20 protein-coding genes are annotated in these 21,425 nt (G+C 49.6%); 11 read left to right on the forward strand and 9 right to left on the reverse strand.

Translation table 11 applies throughout. The annotated features are described in order from the left end of the window. Positions 1 to 192 precede the first annotated feature (192 nt). From recA to rodA, 10 genes are all read left to right on the forward strand, one after another. Positions 193 to 1,248, forward strand: a complete 1,056-nt coding sequence (gene recA / locus FN808_RS13605) for a recombinase RecA (protein ID WP_142715154.1) — start codon at positions 193 to 195, stop codon at positions 1,246 to 1,248. Then, entirely contained in the window at positions 1,248 to 1,916 is a 669-nt protein-coding gene (locus FN808_RS13610; RefSeq protein ID WP_142715155.1) for a regulatory protein RecX, read from the forward strand. The genes recA and FN808_RS13610 overlap by 1 nt, the downstream gene beginning before the upstream one ends. Beyond that, entirely contained in the window at positions 1,913 to 2,989 is a 1,077-nt protein-coding gene (locus tag FN808_RS13615) for an AI-2E family transporter (protein ID WP_142715156.1), read from the forward strand. The genes FN808_RS13610 and FN808_RS13615 overlap by 4 nt, the downstream gene beginning before the upstream one ends. Positions 2,990 to 3,085: 96 nt before the next feature. Continuing rightward, positions 3,086 to 3,682, forward strand: a complete 597-nt coding sequence (purN, locus tag FN808_RS13620; RefSeq protein WP_142715157.1) for a phosphoribosylglycinamide formyltransferase — start codon at positions 3,086 to 3,088, stop codon at positions 3,680 to 3,682. A gap of 9 nt (positions 3,683 to 3,691) precedes the next feature. Then, positions 3,692 to 5,272 (forward strand): bifunctional phosphoribosylaminoimidazolecarboxamide formyltransferase/IMP cyclohydrolase, encoded by a 1,581-nt coding sequence (gene purH / locus FN808_RS13625; protein WP_142715158.1) that lies wholly within the window; start codon positions 3,692 to 3,694, stop codon positions 5,270 to 5,272. A gap of 133 nt (positions 5,273 to 5,405) precedes the next feature. Further along, the gene (locus FN808_RS13630) at positions 5,406 to 6,458 is read left to right on the forward strand and encodes a rod shape-determining protein (RefSeq protein ID WP_246068361.1); all 1,053 of its coding nucleotides are present in this window, start codon (positions 5,406 to 5,408) and stop codon (positions 6,456 to 6,458) included. A 15-nt stretch (positions 6,459 to 6,473) separates the two neighbouring features. Beyond that, positions 6,474 to 7,316, forward strand: coding sequence for a rod shape-determining protein MreC (gene mreC / locus FN808_RS13635; protein WP_246068362.1), 843 nt, complete (start codon positions 6,474 to 6,476; stop codon positions 7,314 to 7,316). After that, positions 7,313 to 7,786 carry a rod shape-determining protein MreD gene (gene mreD / locus FN808_RS19465; RefSeq protein WP_142715159.1) on the forward strand — a complete coding sequence of 158 codons (474 nt, stop codon included), beginning with the start codon at positions 7,313 to 7,315 and terminating at the stop codon, positions 7,784 to 7,786. Before mreC ends, mreD begins: the two co-directional genes overlap by 4 nt. A gap of 8 nt (positions 7,787 to 7,794) precedes the next feature. Continuing rightward, a complete protein-coding gene (mrdA, locus tag FN808_RS13645) occupies positions 7,795 to 9,630 on the forward strand; it encodes a penicillin-binding protein 2 (RefSeq protein WP_142715160.1) in 1,836 nt (611 codons plus the stop codon). Next, on the forward strand, positions 9,623 to 10,873 hold the full coding sequence (gene rodA, locus FN808_RS13650; RefSeq protein ID WP_142715161.1) for a rod shape-determining protein RodA: 1,251 nt from the start codon (positions 9,623 to 9,625) through the stop codon (positions 10,871 to 10,873). Before mrdA ends, rodA begins: the two co-directional genes overlap by 8 nt. Positions 10,874 to 10,883: 10 nt before the next feature. Here the strand turns inward: rodA and rnhB are convergent, their stop codons facing one another. After that, positions 10,884 to 11,531, reverse strand: a complete 648-nt coding sequence (gene rnhB / locus FN808_RS13655; RefSeq protein WP_142715162.1) for a ribonuclease HII — start codon at positions 11,529 to 11,531, stop codon at positions 10,884 to 10,886. A gap of 64 nt (positions 11,532 to 11,595) precedes the next feature. On the opposite strand from rnhB, the gene FN808_RS13660 reads away from it, so the two are divergent. Continuing rightward, positions 11,596 to 12,705, forward strand: coding sequence for a vWA domain-containing protein (locus FN808_RS13660; protein WP_142715163.1), 1,110 nt, complete (start codon positions 11,596 to 11,598; stop codon positions 12,703 to 12,705). Between the two features lie 66 nt (positions 12,706 to 12,771). Here the strand turns inward: FN808_RS13660 and FN808_RS13665 are convergent, their stop codons facing one another. The 8 genes from FN808_RS13665 to FN808_RS13700 all read right to left on the reverse strand — a co-directional run bounded on the left by FN808_RS13665 (position 12,772) and on the right by FN808_RS13700 (position 21,355). Continuing rightward, a complete protein-coding gene (locus tag FN808_RS13665; protein ID WP_142715164.1) occupies positions 12,772 to 13,320 on the reverse strand; it encodes an OmpH/Skp family outer membrane protein in 549 nt (182 codons plus the stop codon). Between the two features lie 21 nt (positions 13,321 to 13,341). Continuing rightward, positions 13,342 to 13,878: an OmpH/Skp family outer membrane protein gene (locus FN808_RS13670; protein WP_142715165.1), complete on the reverse strand. Its 537-nt coding sequence runs from the start codon at positions 13,876 to 13,878 to the stop codon at positions 13,342 to 13,344. Positions 13,879 to 13,939: 61 nt separating this feature from the next. Beyond that, complete coding sequence (locus FN808_RS13675) at positions 13,940 to 14,491, reverse strand: OmpH/Skp family outer membrane protein (protein WP_142715166.1); 552 nt, start codon at positions 14,489 to 14,491, stop codon at positions 13,940 to 13,942. After that, positions 14,491 to 16,977 carry an outer membrane protein assembly factor BamA gene (gene bamA / locus FN808_RS13680; protein ID WP_142715167.1) on the reverse strand — a complete coding sequence of 829 codons (2,487 nt, stop codon included), beginning with the start codon at positions 16,975 to 16,977 and terminating at the stop codon, positions 14,491 to 14,493. Before bamA ends, FN808_RS13675 begins: the two co-directional genes overlap by 1 nt. 44 nt (positions 16,978 to 17,021) lie before the next feature. Then, entirely contained in the window at positions 17,022 to 17,849 is an 828-nt protein-coding gene (gene uppS / locus FN808_RS13685) for an undecaprenyl pyrophosphate synthase (protein WP_142715168.1), read from the reverse strand. A 72-nt stretch (positions 17,850 to 17,921) separates the two neighbouring features. Then, the gene (ribH, locus tag FN808_RS13690) at positions 17,922 to 18,401 is read right to left on the reverse strand and encodes a 6,7-dimethyl-8-ribityllumazine synthase (RefSeq protein WP_142715169.1); all 480 of its coding nucleotides are present in this window, start codon (positions 18,399 to 18,401) and stop codon (positions 17,922 to 17,924) included. 4 nt (positions 18,402 to 18,405) lie between these two features. After that, the gene (locus tag FN808_RS13695) at positions 18,406 to 19,248 is read right to left on the reverse strand and encodes a PHP domain-containing protein (protein ID WP_246068363.1); all 843 of its coding nucleotides are present in this window, start codon (positions 19,246 to 19,248) and stop codon (positions 18,406 to 18,408) included. A gap of 49 nt (positions 19,249 to 19,297) precedes the next feature. Beyond that, on the reverse strand, positions 19,298 to 21,355 hold the full coding sequence (locus FN808_RS13700; RefSeq protein WP_142715170.1) for a LysM peptidoglycan-binding domain-containing protein: 2,058 nt from the start codon (positions 21,353 to 21,355) through the stop codon (positions 19,298 to 19,300). Positions 21,356 to 21,425: the final 70 nt, after the last annotated feature.

The following is a 21,425-nucleotide window of genomic DNA, read 5'->3' on the forward strand; positions in this document are numbered from 1 at the left end:
TATGGAAAAGCCGGGCGGGATGGCCGGCATACTTGCTGCTATTGTCAAAACCCGGGACAGCAACAATGTCGGCCTCAGTCTTATGAGCTGTTTTTTAATCATGTAGTATTTACACCGGAGTGACACTATGTTGTCACTTTTATTTAATATATTATTCGGTGAAAAATAAAACCCAATCACAGAACCTATTTTATGTCTGATAATAAAGATCGCGACAAGGCACTGGAAATGGCCATTGGCCAAATTGAAAAACAACACGGCAAGGGAACAATCATGCGGCTCGGGGATGAAGCGGCCCAGAATGTTCCCAGTATCTCTACCGGCTCACTCATGGTCGACCAGGCCCTGGGTGTGGGCGGCGTCCCACGCGGACGAATCACCGAGATCTACGGTCCGGAAGGAAGCGGTAAGACGACGCTGGCCATGCATGTGGTCGCAGAGGCTCAGAAAGCGGGCGGATATGCGGCCTTCGTGGATGCCGAACATGCTTTTGATCCCCGCTATGCCAAGAACCTGGGCATCAATACGGACGAGCTTTTGGTTTCGCAACCCGACAGCGGCGAACAGGCCCTTGAAATCACCGAAACCCTTATTCGCTCTGCAGCCCTCGATGTCATCGTAGTCGACTCCGTGGCGGCCCTCGTACCCCGCGCCGAGCTGGAAGGTGAGATGGGAGATTCCCATGTGGGGCTGCAGGCCCGGCTGATGTCGCAGGCCATGCGCAAGATTACTGGGATTATCAACAAGACGAGAACCTCGGTTATCTTCATCAACCAGATCCGGGAAAAAATCGGGGTCATGTTTGGAAATCCCGAGACAACCTCCGGTGGACGCGCCCTTAAATTCTACTCCTCCGTCCGTATGGACATCCGCCGTATCGGATCCCTCAAAAAGGGGGATGAGGTCGTGGGAAATCGTACCAAGGTAAAAGTGGTCAAAAACAAGGTAGCTCCTCCCTTCAAGGTGGTGGAATTTAATATCATGTACGGCACCGGCATTTCCCGCATGGCCGAAATCCTGGACCTCGCTGTGGAATTTGATATCATTGAAAAGCGTGGCAGCTGGTATCGCTACGATGGAGAACCCATCGGACAGGGCACCGACAATGCCATCGAGTTTCTGGAATCGGATCCTGAACTGACCGATCGCATCGAGGAGATGGTGCGTAATGAGATGAACCCCGAGCTCAAGGAACAGGACGAAGATGGGGAAGGTACGGAGAAAAAAGAAGACAAGGATGACTCCTGATGAGTGATGACGCAGAGCATAACCTGCCGGGACTCATTTCTTCCATTGCGGTTCAAAAACGAAACAAAGAGCGGTATTCCATCTTTGTGAACGAGGAGTTTCTGATGGGCGTCAGCGAACAGACGCTCATCAGCCTCAATTTACGCAAGGGCATTGAAGTCACACCCACGCTTTACAGAAAAATGCAAGGTGAAGAGGGACGCTTTGAAGTGAAGGCGTACATTATCAAACTACTCGGCCGCCGCGATCACGCACGCAGGGAGCTGCAGACCAAGGCCCTTAAAAAAGAATATCCCCGGGAGGTCATCCACGAGGTCCTGGATGAGCTGGAAGCCCAGGGCTATATCGACGATACCGCCTTCGCAAAAAAATATGCGGTTGACAAGTTCCGTCTCAACAGCTGGGGACCAGCCAAGATAAAGGCCCACCTCTACAAAAAGGGAATACAGCGGTCCGTTGCCCGCAAAAGCGTCAATGCCGTATTTAATGATGAAGATTTAGAGGAAACTTTCATACATTTAATCTCAAAACGGAAAAGCCATTTTTTACGCGAAGAGCATCTGCTCAAACGGAAGAAAAAAGTTGTAGATTACCTGGCACGCAAAGGATTTCGTTCCTCCAGTATCTATCGCAGTATTGACAAGCTCATGAAGATTATCGAAAAATGAACAGCTTCACCCTCGAACGGTTTATAAAGCTGGCGTTGGGCCTGGCCGGGCTGGCCCTGTTTTTCTACCTGCTGTATTATTTCGGCACGCTGGTCGGATATGCCATCATCGCCATCCTCATCACCTATCTTCTGGATCCCGTGGTAAACCGCATACAGACCACGGGCATCAATCGCATATGGGCTATCGTACTGACTCTCAGCACGCTCATCCTGTTTCTGGTGTGGATATCAACCAATATCTTTCCGGTCATTGCGAACCAGATGGTAGAGCTGGCCGGCCAGCTGAATGTACAGACGATTCAGGATATCACCCAGCAGGTAGAAGATCGACTAACCAGAAACTTCACCTTTCTGCCCGAGCATTTTCTGAGTACCAACATTACCCGCATGCTGCAGGATCTGTTTGATGTCGGGCAGCTGCCTACAGCCCTGAGTAACCTTATCGGCCTGTTTACCAACATCTTCTGGGCGGCTCTTGTCATTCCCTTCGCCACCTTTTTTTTCCTGAAAGACGGGACTAAAATTCGGCGCGACATCCTGCAGCTTGTTCCCAACAAATACTTTGAGACAACGCTCAGTCTCATCGACAAAATCGAGACCCGGCTGGGTCATTACTTCCGAAGTGTGATGCTGCAGAGTTTCATTGTGGCCCTTACGTCCTGGCTTCTGCTGTCAATTGTGGGTCTAAACAACGCACTGTCGGTGGGCATTGCCGTAGGCCTTGCCAATACGATCCCCTATTTTGGCCCGGCCATCGGCTATCTTCTTTCCATCACGGTATCGATCATTGAGATAGGCAATTTTTCGCTCGTCCTGCCCTGTATCATTGCTATCTTCCTGGTACAGCTGCTCGACAACCTGGTACTGCAGCCGGTCATATTCTCGCGCTCGGCGGAAATTCATCCGGTTGCGATTCTCTTCATCATCATGATAGGTGCTGAAATCGCCGGCATTCTGGGAATGCTTTTGGCTGTCCCCATAGCGACGACCACTAAAATAACCATCAATCAGATCCGCTGGAGCATCAACAATTACTATGTATTCCGTTCCGGGCAAAAGCCCGAGGCCTGATGAGGAGATGGATTTTTCGCATATAGCCCTTAATATCTGATCTTTTTTACTTATCTTTGCGATCAAACTGACAGGAACTTATACCGTCATCATCCATTGATTAATATTGTTGTATTTGCCTCCGGGTCCGGAACCAACTTTCAGTCGATTATTGATGCTGCGAGGGAGGGGCAAATTAATGGACGCATCCAGGGTCTGATAACCAATAAAAACAACATTAAGGCTATTGAGCGGGCCCGGAAGCACGGGATCTCTCACATTACGCTCAACCCGGCTGATTTTGCCACACGAACAGCTTATGTAAACACCCTTTTAGATCAGCTGGCGCAATGGCAAACCGATCTCATTGTGCTGGCCGGATACATGATCAAAATACCGCCTGAACTTATTGAGGAGTTTGAAAACCGCATTATCAACATCCATCCTTCGCTGCTTCCCAAATACGGAGGCAAAGGATTCTACGGGCTCAAGGTGCACCGTGCCGTCATCGCCAACGGGGAAAAAGAATCAGGCTGTTCCGTTCATCTGGTGACTGAAGAATATGATGACGGCCCCATCCTAGCACAGCGCAGGGTGCCGGTTTATGCATCCGATGACCCGCCAACCCTTGCCGAACGAATCTTAAAAGAGGAGCACCAGCTGCTTCCCGAAGTTATTGCTAAACTTGCTAACGAACTCAACTCCAAAAACTAAACCATCACAGTGTCTCTACAACCCCTTGACGAATTACCCAAACATTCACTTTCCATCAACCGCGCCCTCCTTTCCGTTTCCGACAAGACGGATATCATGCCGCTGGCCCAGGCCCTTCACCGGGCCGGGGTGGAAATTATTTCCACCGGCGGGACCGGTCGGAAAATTCGAGAGGCAGATATCCCGGTTACGGATGTAAGTGAAATAACCGGCTTTGAAGAATGCCTGGATGGAAGGGTTAAAACGCTGCATCCCCTGATCCACGGCGGTCTGCTGGGCAGGACCAGCCACGATCCGGATGTCCGTGAAATGAACCGGCTGGACATCAAGCCCATAGAGCTGGTGGTTGTCAACCTGTATCCTTTTAAGAAAACCATATCCGACCCAGATTGCACACCGGCCGTGGCTACTGAAAATATTGACATTGGCGGTCCCACCATGATCCGGGCCGCTGCCAAAAACTTTGCCCATGTCTGTGTGCTCACCTCCCCCCGGCAATACAGCGGGTTTATTGAAACGCTGGAAAAAGATTCGGCCATCCCATTTGCCCAGCGTCGCCAATGGGCCACCGATGCCTTTAATCATACCGCGAACTACGATGCCCATATTGCCAATTATTTCAATGACCTTACGGCCAACGGGGATGAGCAGCCCGATCAATTGAATATCTCCCTCCCCAAATCGCAGAGCCTTCGGTACGGCGAAAACCCTCACCAACAGGCAGCCGTCTACGGTTACCAGGATGAATTTATTGACTGCTTTCACGGGAAACAGCTCAGCTATAACAACTTTTTGGATGTCGACAGTGCACTTCGGCTTATTGCCGACTTCCAGGATGCCCCCCCAACATGTGCTATCTTTAAACATACGGTCCCTTGTGGCATTGCCTCCGATGAACAGCTCCACAAAGCCTGGGATAAAGCTTTCCAGACCGACACAAAATCACCCTTTGGCGGCATTGTCGTCGTAAATCGCGAACTTGACCTGGCGACCGCCCGGGCGATTGATGAAATTTTTACGGAAATTATTATTGCACCCTCCTATGAGGAAGAGGCCCTGTCTCTGCTCAAACAGAAGAAAAACCGGCGACTGATCCGTCAACAAAAACAGCTCAGTCAGACGGCTGAAAACCAGTTCCGTTCTATCTTTGGCGGCGCCCTCAGCCAAAAATCCGACTTTCGCGTTGTAACAGAGGCTGACCTCAAAGTGGTAACAGAACGGCAGCCCACTCAAAAAGAGATTCTTGACATGCTTTTCAGCTGGAAAGTCGTAAAACATGTCAAGTCCAATGCCATTGTATATGCCAAGGACCAGCAGACAATCGGTATCGGCACCGGGCAGACAAGCCGGGTAGAGGCGTCTCAGATTGCCATAGCCAAAGCAAAAGAAGAAGGGCTTTCCATTGAAGGAACAGCAATAGCTTCAGATGCCTTTTTCCCCTTCCCCGATGGTGTGGAGGCCGCAGCAGCAGCCGGTGCCACGGCCGTGATACAGCCCGGCGGAAGCATCCGTGATGAGCAGGTTATTGAAGCAGCCGACAAGCTTGGTCTGAGTATGGTATTTACCGGGAAGCGGCTTTTCCGACACTAAAACCGGCTATATAACCGTTATAACTTTTATACGTATTAATTCGCAAATAGGCGGACAAAATTGTATTTTCGACTTTGTTATTTTCCTCGAAAATAATTTGTTTACTCGAAGCTCATCTACACTCTCTTAAAACATGGATAAAAACGCACCTAAAGCTAAGAAAAAGCAAAATAATAAAGGATGGTTCGACTGGCTCTACACGGATATTGCCATAGACCTGGGGACAGCAAATACCCTGATTTACTCAAGGGGCGAGGGCATCGTGCTGAACGAACCTTCCATTGTGGCGCTAAACATGCAAAATGAGCCCGTTGCCACAGGTCACGAGGCGCGCTTGATGCATGAAAAAACCCACAAGAACATCCGTACGGTACGTCCACTGCGCGACGGTGTCATTGCCGATTTTGAAGTGGCCGAACAGATGATCCGCGGAATGATCGACAAGGTCAAGATGAAATGGTATTCCAGCACCCGGCAGATGGTGGTATGTGTACCCAGCGGCATCACCGAAGTGGAACGGCGCGCCGTTCGTGACAGTGCAGAACATGCCGGAGCCAAATCAGTACATCTTGTTGACGAACCCATGGCGGCCGCCATTGGTATCGGGCTGAATGTGCATGAGCCTATCGGCAACATGATCGTTGATGTAGGCGGGGGTACCACGGAAATTGCGGTTATTGCCCTGTCCGGCATCGTCTTTGCCCAATCCGTGCGTCTTGGAGGAGATGAGCTTAATGATGATATCATCAACTATTTCCGCCGCAACCACAATTTGCTTATCGGAGAACGTACAGCCGAAAAGATAAAGTGCGAAATTGGCTCGGCCGCTCCTCTGGATGAAGAACTGGAAATGGACACCAAAGGTCGCGACCTGGTCAACGGAGTACCGCGAACCCGGCATGTGACCTCTAAAGACGTCCGCGAAGCGATCTCTGAATCGGTCAATACGATTGTAGAATCCATCACAAAATCGCTGGAACAAACGCCTCCCGAACTTTCCGCCGATATCCTGGACCGGGGGATCCTCCTCACGGGCGGAGGGGCCAAGCTTAAGAATCTCGATAAATTAATTCGCGAGACCACCGACCTTCCTGTTCACATTGCTGAAGATCCGCTGACCGCCGTCGTGCGTGGCACGGGAGCCATCCTGGAAGACCTGGAATACTACCGAACCGTTATTAATTAAGCTACAGCAAGGTGAATGCAACTACGTTTTCCGGGAATATCTGATGTTAAAGATCACATCCTCACAGCCGTACTCCTTCTTACTGCCGTAGCACTCATGATCGGACGGCACCAGGGAGGGCTTGAGAACCTGCGCAAGGCGTCAGTCACTCTTTTCAGCTATCTCGAAGAACCTTTTGCCAATATCCGCACCTACCGACAGGCCCTGAAAACCAACACCTATCTCCGGCGACAAAACGTTTTGCTATTGGATGAATTGAGCCGGTTGCGTTCAGCCGACCAGGAGAATGAAAGGCTAAGGCAGCTGCTTGAATTCAGCAGGGAGAGCAATCTGAACCTCTACCCGGTTCAGGTCGTCGGCAAGGAACTACACCAGGTATCAAACTCATTAACCATAGACGCCGGCAGCGAGCAGGGTATCGAAAGCGGCATGCCCATGGTTGCTGCGGAAGGTCTGGCCGGTAAAGTCATCCTCACCGACCGGGGCTATGCCCAGGTTATGCCTTTTTTAAATACACTGTTCAAAGTGAGTGCCAAACTACAGAATTCCAATGCCTATGGTATTGTTTCATGGGACGGCACCAGCATTGAAGAGCTGCAACTTAATTACATCCCCCAAACAGTTGAGGTCGACACGGGGGAAGTGGTTGTCACTTCCGGCTACAGCAATCAATTTCCACCGAATATCCCCATCGGCGAAGTGATACGAACAATGCCTCAGAAAGGCAAGGATACACAGCGCATCTACCTCGATCCCTTTGTTGACCTCTATACCCTGTCCGGCGGGTTTGTCATCAAATTCCAGCCCGATACCACGCTCCAAAACCTCAACAAGGAATATCAGGAAGTGTTAGAATGACCAAAGAACAGCTGAAATATCTTAGCATAGGGCTCCTTTTCCTGTTGCTTCAGGTCGTACTGTTCCGACACTTGACGATTTTCAGGATGCAGCCGGATCTCGTACTCATCTTTCTCGTCTGGTTTATGAGTAAAAAAAACAGGGCGACCGCCTTGCTTATGGGGGCCCTGCTGGGATTTCTGCAAGATTTTTTTCTTGATTTGTGGGGCCTTCATATGTTTACAAAAACATTACTGGTATATTTAAGCCACCGGTTTATTCCCAAAGATCATACGAAACTTTTATTAATCGGACCGGTATTTACGACTGTTTTTTCAGCGGCCCTGCTCCATAACATCATTTTTTTAGGACTCAATCTTTTTATACAGAATTATACTGCTGAAATTATATTTTGGCGGCAGCTGGTTGGCAATAGTCTCTATTCTGCTATCGTTGCTTGTTGTATACACTTGTTCAGAACCCAAAGGTGACACTCGGTATGTCGCGCCACAAGAAAAAACGCACCCAAATTTCCATTCGTATTTTCCAGCTGATCATTATCCTGCTGGGATTGGTGATTCTGGGGCGACTTTTCCAACTACAGATTCTGAATTATGAAACCTATGAGCCGTTGAGCCGGCAAAATGCCCTGCGACAACAAAATGTAAATCCGGCGCGGGGGCTTATCTATGATCGCAACGGACGTCTTCTGGTGGATAACAAACCCATTTATTCCATCACCATTACCCCCTCGGCCTACGATCGTGAAAAAACGCCCCTTTTGGCTCAGCTCCTCGGCATAGCCGAAGAAGAGGTAGAAAAACGCGTTGAGGAAGCGCGGGCCTATTCCTGGTATCGAACCTCCCGGCTTTTCACGGAGATCGATTTCAAGACATTTTCGATCATCCAGGAAAACATATGGCAGCTTCCGGGTATTGGTCATCAGATTGAGAGCAAGCGTCACTATCCGGTGGACAGCCTTAAAGCATCACATACCCTCGGCTATCTGCGTGAAGTTTCCAAGGAAGAATATCTGCAGCAGCAGAACTATCACCTGGGCGACAAGATTGGAAAAACCGGGCTTGAAAAGCAGTATGAAGCGCAGCTGAAAGGCCAGTATGGAACAGAATATATTCTGGTCAATGCCATGGGACAAAACCTCGGATCATACCAAGACGGCGCCATAGACGAAGCTCCCGTCAAAGGTGCCAACCTCAACACCACCCTTGATACCGACCTGCAGCTGCTGGCTGAAGATCTGATGGAGGGGAAAAGAGGAGGACTAGTGGCCTTGAACCCGAAGACCGGGGGGGTTCTGAGTATGGTCAGCGCCCCTCAATATGACATCCGGCGACTCTCCGGACGCATAGATTTCGATTACTGGCAAAAAATTAACCAAGACCCCGACAACCCGCTATTCAGCCGGGCTCTTTCCAGCAAGCAGCCCCCGGGTTCTACCTTCAAGCCACTCATGGGGCTCATGGGCCTGGAGCTCGATATTATTAATCCTCAGACCAGCATTTACAACCCCGGCTACTACTCGCGCGGTCGACGCTATAATGACCTGGCAGATCCGGGACAGTACAACCTGGAAAAAGCCCTGCAGGAATCGAGTAATACCTTCTTCTTCTGGCTGATGGACAAGATTGTTCACAGCTACAGTATTGACCGCTGGAACGAACTGGCATCAACCTTCGGACTTGGCAGCAATACCGGTATCGACCTGCCCAATGAAACCAGCGGCATTTTGCCTGACAGCACTTATCTGAACAACTTGCTTGGAGAGGGTACCTGGGGCATTGGAGACCAAATCAGCCTGGGCGTTGGCCAGGGCTTTCTGGCGGCATCTCCTCTTCAGATGGCCACCGTCGTATCCCAAATCGCAAATGGGGGATATGCCCTTCAACCCCATCTCGTTCATTCCATCAAAGAAAGCGACGGTACGGTTTTATTTCCTGAAAATGACACTACCAAAATAAGCTGGATCGACCGGCGGGAACTTGAGATCGTCAAGGCGGGAATGCGTCGGGTTGTCACCACAGGCAGCGGCCGCTATTATGCCAACCTGGACAGCGTGAAAGTAGCCGGCAAAACGGGGACTGCACAGAATCCACACGGGGAGGACCACGGCTGGTTTGTGTGTTTTGCCCCGATGGATGATCCCCAGATTGCTATTGCTGTGCTCATCGAAAACGGAGGCTATGGTTCAATTTCTGCGGCCCCCATCGCCTCCCTCCTGGTTGAGCAATATGTTACCGGCAAGATCAATCGTACCCGTGTTTACGATTACGTAAAGGATTTTGAACCCGAATCTCAGAATGACGACAATGAATAACTTTGGAGAATACAACTGGTCTCTTACCACCTTCTGGGTTGGACTGGTCACCATCGGGCTGATCTCCATTTACAGTGCAACGCAGGGTCCCGTTGCCCAATTCCTACCTGCATACATCCAGGTAAATTTCTACAAGCAGCTCATATCATTCGGGCTGGCCCTTTTGCTGCTCATCGGCCTGCAATATGTGAGTCCGCGCACCTTTCGCGAAGGGTCCTATATTTTTTATCTGCTGGGGATCGTCCTAATGGTGCTGACCCTCCTTATCGGGCGCGAGGTGAACGGAGCCAAAAGCTGGCTGGTCCTGGGACCATTCAACCTCCAGTCCAGTGAGCTGATGAAAATTGCCACCGTACTTGCCGTCTCCAACTACTTGACGAGCCAGCGCAACATCTCTGCCGAGAATTTGAAGACAGCACTTACCACGGTACTTATTATTCTTGTGCCCACTATCCTCGTTTTCCTGCAAAACGACTCGGGGACCGCGATCATCTTTTTAGCCCTGATACCCGTTGTGCTGTTCTGGTCGGGCCTTCCCTATGGTATTTCCCTTTTTATTATTTCTCCGGCCATCATCGGTTACCTGAGCATTATCAGCTGGTACTGGGGCCTGGCAGCAGCCGTGCTTCTGACCTTGCTTGTTTTTATTCTCCAGCGGCGCACCTGGCTTACCTTTACCTCCTTTGCGACCGGTATATTACTTGTCATTGGAGTACAGGTTGCTCTGTTTCAGGTGCTGCAGCCGCACCAGCGGGCCCGGATTGAAGCTTTTACCAATCCCTCATTCGATCCCCAGGGGGCCGGCTGGAATATCATACAGGCCAAGACAGCCATTGGCTCGGGAGGGCTTTATGGCAAAGGATACCTGGAGGGAACCCAGACACAGCTTCGTTTCCTTCCCGAACAGTGGACCGACTTCATTTTCTGTGTGATTGGCGAGGAATTTGGGTTTGTGGGTGCCGGCTTGGTTGTCATGATGCTCATAGGCTTTACCATTATGCTGCTGCGGGCCGCTGCAAACCATAAGCACCCGTTTGCACAACTGGTCATCGTCAGCGTTGCTACTATCTATTTTACACATTTCTTTATTAACATCGGCTCCGCTACAGCGCTAATACCCGTAATTGGTGTCCCCCTGCCCTTCATCAGCTATGGGGGGTCCGCCCTTATCACCAATACCCTGATGCTTGGCATCTGCCTGAACCTGGACTTTCACAAACGGCAGTTCAGCATCTATCGCTGAGCCCTGTTTATTAATCAATCATTTTATCCGTTCGCAGCCTGAAGCTCTGCCGATGATATTTGGTCGCGCCATGCTCCTTCAACCCCCGGAAATGCTGCTGGGTGGGGTAACCCACATTGGTATCCCATCCGTAATGGGGGTATTCCTCATGAAGGTCATACATCCACTCATCGCGATAGACCTTTGCAATGATGGAAGCAGCAGCAATGCTCATGGACCGATCATCCCCCTTAATCAGGCATTGATGCGGGCACAAGCCGGATTTAAATCTGTTGCCATCCACCAGCAGGTAGTCCGGGCATGCCTGCTCGGCCTCGGCACACTTGTTCATCGCTTTTATGGAAGCCTGCAAAATATTGAGTTTATCAATTTCTGAAGGCATACACCACTGCACGGTCCAATAGAGGGCCTGTGCTTTAATTTCCCGGCCAAGCCGCCTGCGATCCTTCAGCGAAAGGGTCTTACTGTCTCTGATCTCCTCAATAAACGTCCCGGCCTTAAAAATAACGCCGGCGGCCACCACGGGACCGGCCAGGCAGCCCCGGCCCACTTCATCGAGTCCCATCACCCGTTCAAAGCCTTCATTCCAAAGCCTGCGTTCATACCGCAGCCGATTCAAGGATTCTGTACTTTTATCACCGTCGCCCGGTTTTGTCATTTATGCGAATTAATTTCCCGTTAAATACGTTATCAATACTTCTGCTAAAGTCAATGTTTTCATTATGTATTTCAAGTACCAAAAGTGGGATTCACGATTTGAGCGGCACTCCGATACCTCCCCCTTCGACACTGTCATGGATTTGTTCCAAGAGCTGCTCACTATCGCGAGCGGAGAGGTGTCGCAGGCCCTGCGGTGGCTTACCGAGCTGGATGAGGAATACCACATCACTGATCAGTTTGAAAATTTCAGCATCGGTGATTTTGTGGAAGAACTCAAAGAGCGCGGCTATATTGAAGAGGACCGGGACCAGGGGATGTTGGTTATCACCCGAAAAACCGAACGAAGTCTTCGGCGTCGATCACTGAGAGAAATTTTCGACAATCTAGCGAAAGGAGCTGCCGGCCATCATCAGACCAATCATACCGGGCGCGGACTGGAACGGCAGCCCGAAACACGCAACTGGCAACAGGGCGACGACATTGCCAACATCGACAGCGTAGGGACGATGATGAATATGCTCAGGCACAGTAACATTGACCAGATGAACCTCCATGAGGATGACCTCCGGGTTCACAATACCGATCACTACACCTCCGTGGCTACGGTCCTGTTGATCGATCTGAGCCACTCCATGATCCTTTACGGGGAAGACCGCATCACCCCGGCTAAAAAGGTGGCTATGGCCCTCTCAGAGCTTATCCTGAACAATTACGCCAACGACTCACTCGATATCGTAGCCTTTGGCAATGAAGCATGGAAAGTTGAAATCGAGGATCTCCCCTATCTGAAAGTAGGGCCCTACCACACCAATACGCAGCAGGCCCTGCAGCTGGCCCGCTACACCCTGCACCGGCGCAAGTATGCAAACAAGCAAATTTTCATGATCACCGATGGCAAACCCTCCTGCATCATAGAGAATGGAAAAATATACAAGAACAGTTTTGGACTCGATCGGAAAATTGTCAACAAAGTATTGGATGAGGCCGTTAAATGCCGGCGTGACAATATTGATATTACCACCTTTATGATTGCACGCGACCCCTACCTGCAGGATTTTGTACGCGAGCTGTCAAAAGCAAACAAAGGACGGGCATACTTTGCATCCCTGGATAACCTGGGCGGCTATATCTTTGAAGACTATATCCGAAATCGCAAACGGAGGGTTAAATAAAAAAGGAGAGTCTACCTGCTGTAAACCCTCCTTTGGTAATTCTGTAAGACCGTCAAAATGAAAGACCTACTGCATATCCAGCTCGGCCATAACCTCGTCGGTAATGTCATACTTTTGCTGAGCTTCGTCTGAAGCGTACAATATGATGACATCCCCGTTGCTGGTTGTTGTATTGAGCACATAGGTAAGCCCCATATCATTGGCCACCGTACCAATAGCAGTATCAATCTGGTCTAAAAGCGGACCTACGAGTTCCTGCTGTTTCTGCTGTACCTCCTGCTGCAGTTGCGACTGAAACTCCTGCAGTTCAGCTCCCAGTTGTCCGAGACGTTCTTCTTCTTTCTGCTTGGCACTTTCAGAAATAACGGATTCTTTCTGCTGGTACTGAGATACCTGCTGCTGATATTCCTGTCGCTTGGTGTCCAGTTCGTTTCTTTTCTTCTCCATAAAATTTTGGAGGCGCTGCTGCACGGCTTTCATCTCAGGCATTCTGCTTAAAATAGCCTGCGGGTCTACATAGCCTATTTCCAGCTGCTGTGCCTGAGCCGAAGACGTGCCGGCGAAGCCAATGAAAAATAAACAAAGAAGAGATGTTGATAGTATTCGTTTTAACATAATTCTTATTCTATTTTCGTGTTAGTTCGACGCTGATAGTTCCTTCGCTTGTTGTATAACCTGTTGGGTAATGTCCATTTGCTGGTCAGCGGAATAATAGATCACGTTTTCCCCTGTATTTGTTGCCTGGTTCAAAACAAAATCAAGATCATTGCTTTCGGCTACATCCGCAATAGCCTGGTCCATTGTACTATACAAGGGTTCCAGGAGCTCCGATCGCCGCTGCTGTATCTGTGACTGGATATTTTGCTGAAATTCCTGCAGGGACGCTTCCTGATCCGCAAGTTCCTGCTCTCTCTGCTGAACCTGCTGTTCAGACATGCTGCTCTGATTCTGCTGGTAGGTAGCTACTTCATCCTGAAAGGAAGCGATACGATCTTCAAGTTCTGACCGCTTGGATTGAATAAAACTGTTCAGCTCCTCCTCTACCTGCGAACGCTGGGGCAGCTGACTCAATACCTCCTGGGTATTCATATATCCGATCTTAAGCTGCCCGTAAGCTGCAGAACTTACAAGAAAAAGGAACAGGCCCGCTGTACTTAGTATCTTTTTAATCATGGGTTAAATCTGATTTAACTTTCTACTTTACTAAAGCGTCTGATAATACTAACAATTTTTATCAATTGCTGGACTCATTTAACGTAACCCCGAGCTCCTGTAGTACTTCTTCATTCAAATTAAATTCTTTGTTGCCAAACAGTAAACCGGAATTCTGAGCCCGATCAAAGACAAAATCAAAGCCCCCACGTTCTGCAACCCGGTCTACAGCTTCAAAAATGGTTCGCTGGATGGGTTCCAAAAGTTCCTTCTGACGCTGAAAATACTGCCCATCAGATCCAAACCGCTCCTCCAGGTACTGCTGACGACGGGCCACTTTCGATTGAATTTGTTCCCGCTTTTGCTGTTGCTGCTGCTCGGTATACAGTACCTTTTTGGATTGAAAGTCTTCTCTGAGCTTTTCAATTTCTTCCTCCATTTCCTGGAGCTCACTGTTCCATTCAGAACTCAGCGAACGCAGCTGCTGCTGCACGCTCTCATATTCCGACATGTGGGACAACAGGTAATCCGTATCTACATACCCTATTTTCTGCTGCTGGGCTCCGGCCTCGGCTATCCATCCGAACAGAAAGCAGACAGCAACCAATGATATACAGGCAGCAGACTTAAGCATTAAAACGGCGCCCCAATATTAAAGAGAAACTCCCATTCGCCGGCCCTGACCTGGGTATTGGGAATGCCATCAAGACGATACCCGTAGCTCAGGTCAACCAGCCCCAGGATCGGCAGGAAAATACGCGTACCCAGCCCCACCGATCGCTTGACATCAAAGGGGGCAAATTCACTCGGATTCAGGTAGGCGTTACCGGCATCCATGAAGGCATAGGGGTAAACCTGGGCCTGCTGCTCGGTAATGGCCGGATAACGCAGTTCAAAGGAGTATTTGGTATACAACCGTCCCCCTACTTCCTGTCCATCCTCAAAAGGGGTAATGGAACCGTTTCTGCCCCCCGGGAAACCGCGAAGATCAATATTATCATCCAGGAACGACTGGCGCTGCTGCATCTGGGTACCTCCCAGTTTGAACCGCTGAAAATCACTTCGCTTGCCCTGCGACAAGTAGCCAAGATACCCATATTCCACGGTATTGGTGAGCACAAGATCACCCACGATAGAGGTATGATTCTGATAGCTTGATTTAAACTTGTAGTACTGGGCGAAGCTGGGCAGCGGGGGCGCAATTTCGCCCGAAATACGCAGCTTGGAACCTGTCGTGGGAGAAATCTTGTTATCGGTTGAATTGCGTTCCAGGACCTGCTGGATGCTCAAAATATTGGAAGCGCCTTCAGGCAGGAAAGAAGCTCCGCCAGCCACATCATATAGCTGGTAAGAGAGAATACTCTGGTGCGTAAAGTAGTCGTCCGGCCAGTCGAGACGGCGCCCCAGCGATACACTGCTTGAAAACAGCTCGTTACGCTGATCGCTGCCCCTGTATTTGATGAGATCATAACTCATATTGACGCCCAGGGAAAGCGGCTTTCCTGACAGCCAGGGTTCCTGGAAGCCGGCACTGTAACTCTGGTAGCCACTACCCGTAACCTGCACACCCAGCGAAAGCTTCTGCCCGTCGCCGGAAGGGATTGGCGTCCACCCCTCGCCACGCAGGGCACGCTGGATGGAGAAGTTGTTGAAGTTCACTCTGGCCGACAGGATAAGACCAATCCCCCGGCCGCCAAAACCACCGGAAAACTCAAAGTTATCCGTGCTCTGGGATTCATCAAGGGAATAATTGATATCCACAGTTTGATTTTCGCGGTCCGGGATAATATCCGGCTCAATAGACTGCTGCTGGAAATATCCTATCTGTCCCAGCTCACGAATAGTACGAATAATGGCCTGCCGGCTATACTTCTGTCCCGGTACGGTTCGCAATGTCCGGCGGATAACATCATCATGGGTCTTGGTGTTCCCCTCAAATGATACTCTTTTGACATAGGCAATTTCATCCTCAATAATCGTCATATTCAGGTCCACCGAGTCTTCAGCCACCATCTCAATTTGCGGCTCCACCTGGAAAAAGAGATAGCCGATATCCTGGTAGAGGCTGGTCACATCAGGCCCCTTTTGATTGATATTCAGACGCGTGTCAAATTTGCTTTGGTTAAAGACTTCGCCCTTCTCAAAACCGAGTGTCTGGGTAAGCTGTTCGTCGGTATACACGGTGTTTCCTTCCCAGGTGACATTACGCACTTTGTACTGGGCTCCCTCGTAGACCGAAATATTCGTTTTGATACCCTGTGCCGGGGTTTCGAACACATAGAGCCGCCGCTGGGTATAGGGGAAAGTGTAGACCGTGTCGCTGGTAATACGGAAATCCAGGAAACCGTTGTCGCGGTAAAACTGTGCCAGGTTATCTTTGGCTTCTTCAAATTCACTTTCCTTGAACAGTTTTTTGGAAAAAAACTTCCACCACTTGTCTTCCTTGATGGTTCCCAGTGATTTCTGAAGCTCCTTGTCGCTGAACTCTTCATTCCCTTCGAAGGTAATATCCTTGACCTCAAGCCGCTCACCGGCGTCAATATCAAAAGTGACCGTGACCCGGTTTCGCACCTCATCGGTTTCTGAACGCCGGACCTCCACCTTGGTAAACCGGTGGCCCTCCTGCTTGTAATAGCGTTTGATGGTATTAACAGCCTGTGCAATGGAAGATTCCGTTACTGCATAGCCCGGGATCAGGGTGATTTTCTCTCTGAGGTCTTCCCGTTCGGAGCGTTTAACGCCTTCTATCTCAAAAGTCTCAAGCCGGGGCTGCTCCTGAACGATAATTTTGAGATAGATCCCGCCGGCTTCGCGACCGGCCTGCACAATCTCAACATCAGAAAAAAGACCGGTCTGGTGAAGGCTTTTAATCGCCTGCCCCACCTGCTCTCCCGGAATGGTGATTTGGTTTCCCACCTGCAGCCCGCTTGTACCGATGACAAATTCCTCACGCGAAGTCGTCAGTCCTTCCACTTCAATTCCCAGAATCTCATACTGCTGGGGGGTGGCATTCATTGGATTTTCAATGCGTATGGGAGTACGATCAGAAGGAGTGTCTTGTGCCAGGGCGGAAATGGAAATAAAACAAAAAAGAGAGAGTGTGAGTAATAATTTCTTCACGTGTATAAATTCTTGAATAAGATTGAGCGTACGTTTTGTTAAAATTAAGTAGTCAGCTCTTGAATGTGCAATTTCGACTTGGACTCCTGTTCATTATTGGGAAGCTTGCCAAACCTGCGTTCACGTTTTTGAAAAGAGTGGATCGCTTTATACAATTCCTTTCTCCTGAAATCAGGCCAATATGTCTCTGTGATATACAGTTCAGAGTAAGCCAGCTGCCATAATAAAAAATTACTCAAGCGATACTCTCCACTCGTTCGGATAATCAGGTCAGGATCCGGAATATCGGCGGTCGACAGATGACAGCTTATAAGGTCATCGTTAATATCCTCCGGATCGATATCACCCTCCTTTACCTGATGGGCCAGCTTTTTAACGGCTTCCTTGATATCCCAGCGCCCTGAATAACTCAGAGCCAGGCACAGATTAAGGCGCTTGTTATCCTTGGTCAGCTCAACGACTTCCTGAAGCTCCCTTCGGCACTTGTCGGGAAACCGGTCGATCTGGCCGATGGTTTCCAGGCGGATGTCGTTCTCGTTGAGATTCTCCGCCTCCTTGCGCAGCGAACTTGCCAACAGCCGCATCAGGGCGTTAACTTCTATTTTCGGTCGCCTCCAATTTTCCGTTGAGAACGCATAGAGGGTCAGATAGCTTACGCCCAGCTGGGCACACGCCTCGGTAATATCCCGAACAGAATCCACCCCCGCCTTGTGTCCGTACGAACGCAAGTTCCCCCTGCTTTTTGCCCAGCGGCCATTACCATCCATAATAATGGCAATATGATCGGGCAGCTGTCCCTGCTCAATAAGCTGAGCCTGCGACTGCTTGTCACTATCTTTTTGTTCCGTATTTGTAAGCGAAATTGGTTTCAAAAGCGTAAAAATGGTGATTAGCTAAGCTATTAATATTAGAGTATTATACACGTTATTTCAAGCTTTTTAACATTATAATTGTTCGATCCGCTTGTTCAGACCGATCATTTCTAACAGGGCCAAGGCAGCCTCCGCCCCTTTATTACCCTTTCCGCCTTCTACTAATCCTGCCCGTTCTTGAGCCTGCTGTACATTATCTGTAGTCAAAACACCAAAAACCACCGGTTTATTGCCTTGAATATTCAATTCTGTCACTCCTTTGTTAACAGCATCGCACACATAATGAAAATGCGGGGTATCTCCCCGGATAACGGCTCCCAGGGTGATCACCCCATCAACCTTGGGCAGCAGCTGACCGGCGGCAAAAGGGATCTCATAGGCGCCCGGACAATAGACAACCACTATCTGATCTCCCGGCAAGCCCCGCTGTTTCAATACCTCCAGCGCCCCGTCAAGGAGTTCCTCAGTGATAAATGAATTCCATTTTGCTACGACAATTCCGACCTTGCTGTCGGGGTCATCTACATTTCCTTTCAGTACCTGGTGTTCCATATCTCTAAACTGCTATTTCTTTTCGCTGGTTTGTTAACCTCAACAGCCGCGTCACATACTTAGTATTGATAGTGACAATACCAAAATACTTCTGATATTTTTCTGGGCCGCCGTGAAAATCACTGCCTCCGGTTATCAGCAGCTGATGCCGATCGGCAAACTGTTCAATCCGTTTCTGGGTTTTATAATCATGGCTCGGGTGAATAGCCTCAATACCATCTACCCCGGCTTCGACAAGTTGTTCCAGCTCCTCATTGGTATATAACTTGCCGGGATGGGCGATCACGATCGCTCCCCCAGCTTTCTTGACCATATCGATAACCTTATGATGGGAATTATACTCGTTGTAGATACTTCCAAGCCTCTGATCACTGAGATATCGAATAAACGCCTCCTTGAACGATCCCACATATCCTTTGTCCAGCAAAACCGCGGCAATATGGGGCCGGCCGATATTGCCGCCATGGGCCTCCGCTTTTACTTCCTCAATATCGAGCTCAAATCCTTTCTGCGAAAGCTGATCGATTATCCACTGGGCCCGTTTTAGACGTGAGAGGTAGTGCTCGCGCATTAGCTTTACGATAACATGGTGCCCGGGATCAAAAGCATAGGCCAGCAGATGGCATTCCCTGCCGTTGAAATCAGCCGTAATTTCCACACCAGGCAGCAAGCTGATCTCCTCATGATCTGCCGCAACCTCCCGGGCTTTCCAGTACCCTTTCAACGTATCATGATCAGTAATCGCGATAACGTCGAGCTTATGTTCTATGGCATATTTTACCACATCCTGTGGACTCATACGTCCGTCGGAAGCCACAGTATGGATATGTAAATCTGCTTTTGCCACCTGGAAAACCTAATTTATCTGGACAAAATAGCGCTTTGCTGCCTGCCGCTTATTCGGAACTGCTTATCTTCAACTTTTGCCCCACCCGTATTCGGGAACTGTTCAATCCATTGAGCTGCTTTATCTGGCTGACGGGAACGCCGAATTTATTTGCAATATCGATAAGCGTATCGTTCCGGCGGACGGTATACTCTGCATCAGCATCCATCAGCGATGTTAAATACTCCTCGGTCACATCGGTACCGTTCCGCTGCTTCTGTTCAATTTCCTGCTTTTCATCAAACGACATCTCACTCACTTGTTCGTAATAGGATTCCTTGGACTTACTGACATAGATGTCTAAATACTCCCCGGGCGTAATGGTATTGGAGGTATTGTTCCAAACCCTTATCTGGGATGAAGAGACGTCGAACCATTCGGCGATATGTCCAATGGTATCTCCCTTCCTGACCTCATAGCGCACCTTGGACCTGCTGGATGCGATTTTACGCTCGGAAGAGGAATTCTTCTTCACAGCCTTCGTGCCGGAGGCTGTCTTTTCCCTGGAAGAGGATGGCTCAGCTTTGTCTTCTGGCTTTTCCTCGGATTCGTCAGCAGCTATCTGTTTCGTACTACCCGGCGCCAGGGGGACAACAATTTTCTGTCCCGGGTAAATAGTACTCGATAAACTCTCGTTCGTTTCATAAAGCGCCCGTACAGAAGTACCGTATTTCCTGGCAATAACACCCAGGGATTCGCCACGGCTTACCGTATGCATGGCGATGTTCGATCCGCGTTCATCCTGGGGTATTTCCTTGTAATTTTCCGCAAAAAGTTCTTTACGGCCCGCCGGCAGCTTCAGTGGATACTCGTCTCCCGGTGGCGTCGCCCAGCGCAGCAGCTCCGGATTGTATTCTTTTAACGTATCAAGCGTAATCCCGGCTGCCTCGGCAAGCACATCCAGCGGCATCAGGGGTGCCACCCTGTATATATCGTAGCTATAGGGCTCTTCGTCATATCTTTTTTCAAACCCAAACGACTCCGGGTTCATCCCAATCATTGTTGCAGCAATGTAGCTGGGCACGTAATTTCTGGTTTCCCGCGGGAGATGATCCCATGCCGACCAATAATCCTTTTCTCCACCGCCACGCCGTATGGCATAATTCAGTCCCCGGGGGCTGATATTGTATGCAGCCAGCGCCAAATGCCAGTCGTTCCATACTTCATACAAATCCTTAAGGTGCTGTGCTGCTGCACGTGTAGCTTTTACTGGATCGCGCCGTTCATCGACCCACCAGTTGACATCCAAGCCGTATACAGAGCCGGTGCCCCGGATAAACTGCCACATTCCAACCGCGGAGGCCCAGCTTTGGGCGCGCGGATTCAGGCCGCTTTCCACCATGGACAAATGAATAAGTTCGGTAGGCACGCCTTCTTCCTCAAAAATTCTCTCCATCATGGGGAAGTATTTCTCCGATCGCTTCAGCCATCGCTCCATAACCTCGGGACGGCGCATGGAAAAATACATCAGCGAGCGATTGACCTTATCATTCTGCACCAGCGGCACCCTGGTACTGGAAGAGGGGAGGTTTTCGGGTATGCTGTAGCTATCTTTCATCCAATCGTCACTGTCTGAAAAGAGCTCCTTTTGAATGGCAAAAATCTCACCCTGTGCCTCTGTTTCCGACTCCGTAACCCCGTAAAACTTGCGATACTCTGTCATAACTGATCGATACAACTCACTAAACCGCTGATCAGACTGTATCTCTGGATATTTGTCGAGCAGAGCCTGTAAATTGTTCAGGGCATCCGTAATATGTTGTTCTGCCTTCAGGGGGTCCTCGTTCAGCTGCGCTTCGATAGCCTGTACCTGTATCTTGTAAATCTGTGCAATACGCTGCATGGTGCTTTTTCCATAATCCTCGGAATCCTCGCTTGCCCCGGTGGCAGAACCACTGCCGGCAAGGGCCTCTCCCTCATCCTGCAAGGGATTATTATATGGCAGCAGCATGGGAGAAACCGGTACCTCCTTCAGTTTAATGGGAATGGTAGAATCAGCCTGCTGGGCAAAAGCAGAAAAACCAACGGCCAGAAAAAGGGGTAGTAGAAAGTATAACTTCTTTTGCATAGGAGTTAAACGATATTTATGACGTTAGAGCTTATGTAGTGTATGAATCGCAACGAATAAAAGGCGGCGC

The organism is Fodinibius sediminis, assembly GCF_900182555.1.
In the GTDB taxonomy this organism is placed as follows: Bacteria; Bacteroidota; Rhodothermia; order Balneolales; family Balneolaceae; genus Fodinibius; species Fodinibius sediminis.

What these genes read in the sequence shown, in the direction of transcription:
- recA (WP_142715154.1), top strand. Translation starts at nt 193, where the DNA reads ATGTCTGATAATAAAGATCGCGACAAGGCACTGGAAATGGCCATTGGC.
- FN808_RS13610 (WP_142715155.1), top strand. Translation starts at nt 1,248, where the DNA reads ATGAGTGATGACGCAGAGCATAACCTGCCGGGACTCATTTCTTCCATT.
- FN808_RS13615 (WP_142715156.1), top strand. Translation starts at nt 1,913, where the DNA reads ATGAACAGCTTCACCCTCGAACGGTTTATAAAGCTGGCGTTGGGCCTG.
- FN808_RS13630 (WP_246068361.1), top strand. Translation starts at nt 5,406, where the DNA reads ATGGATAAAAACGCACCTAAAGCTAAGAAAAAGCAAAATAATAAAGGA.
- mreC (WP_246068362.1), top strand. Translation starts at nt 6,474, where the DNA reads ATGCAACTACGTTTTCCGGGAATATCTGATGTTAAAGATCACATCCTC.
- mreD (WP_142715159.1), top strand. Translation starts at nt 7,313, where the DNA reads ATGACCAAAGAACAGCTGAAATATCTTAGCATAGGGCTCCTTTTCCTG.
- mrdA (WP_142715160.1), top strand. Translation starts at nt 7,795, where the DNA reads ATGTCGCGCCACAAGAAAAAACGCACCCAAATTTCCATTCGTATTTTC.
- rodA (WP_142715161.1), top strand. Translation starts at nt 9,623, where the DNA reads ATGAATAACTTTGGAGAATACAACTGGTCTCTTACCACCTTCTGGGTT.
- rnhB (WP_142715162.1), bottom strand. Translation starts at nt 11,531, where the DNA reads ATGACAAAACCGGGCGACGGTGATAAAAGTACAGAATCCTTGAATCGG.
- FN808_RS13660 (WP_142715163.1), top strand. Translation starts at nt 11,596, where the DNA reads ATGTATTTCAAGTACCAAAAGTGGGATTCACGATTTGAGCGGCACTCC.
- FN808_RS13665 (WP_142715164.1), bottom strand. Translation starts at nt 13,320, where the DNA reads ATGTTAAAACGAATACTATCAACATCTCTTCTTTGTTTATTTTTCATT.
- FN808_RS13670 (WP_142715165.1), bottom strand. Translation starts at nt 13,878, where the DNA reads ATGATTAAAAAGATACTAAGTACAGCGGGCCTGTTCCTTTTTCTTGTA.
- FN808_RS13675 (WP_142715166.1), bottom strand. Translation starts at nt 14,491, where the DNA reads ATGCTTAAGTCTGCTGCCTGTATATCATTGGTTGCTGTCTGCTTTCTG.
- ribH (WP_142715169.1), bottom strand. Translation starts at nt 18,401, where the DNA reads ATGGAACACCAGGTACTGAAAGGAAATGTAGATGACCCCGACAGCAAG.
- FN808_RS13700 (WP_142715170.1), bottom strand. Translation starts at nt 21,355, where the DNA reads ATGCAAAAGAAGTTATACTTTCTACTACCCCTTTTTCTGGCCGTTGGT.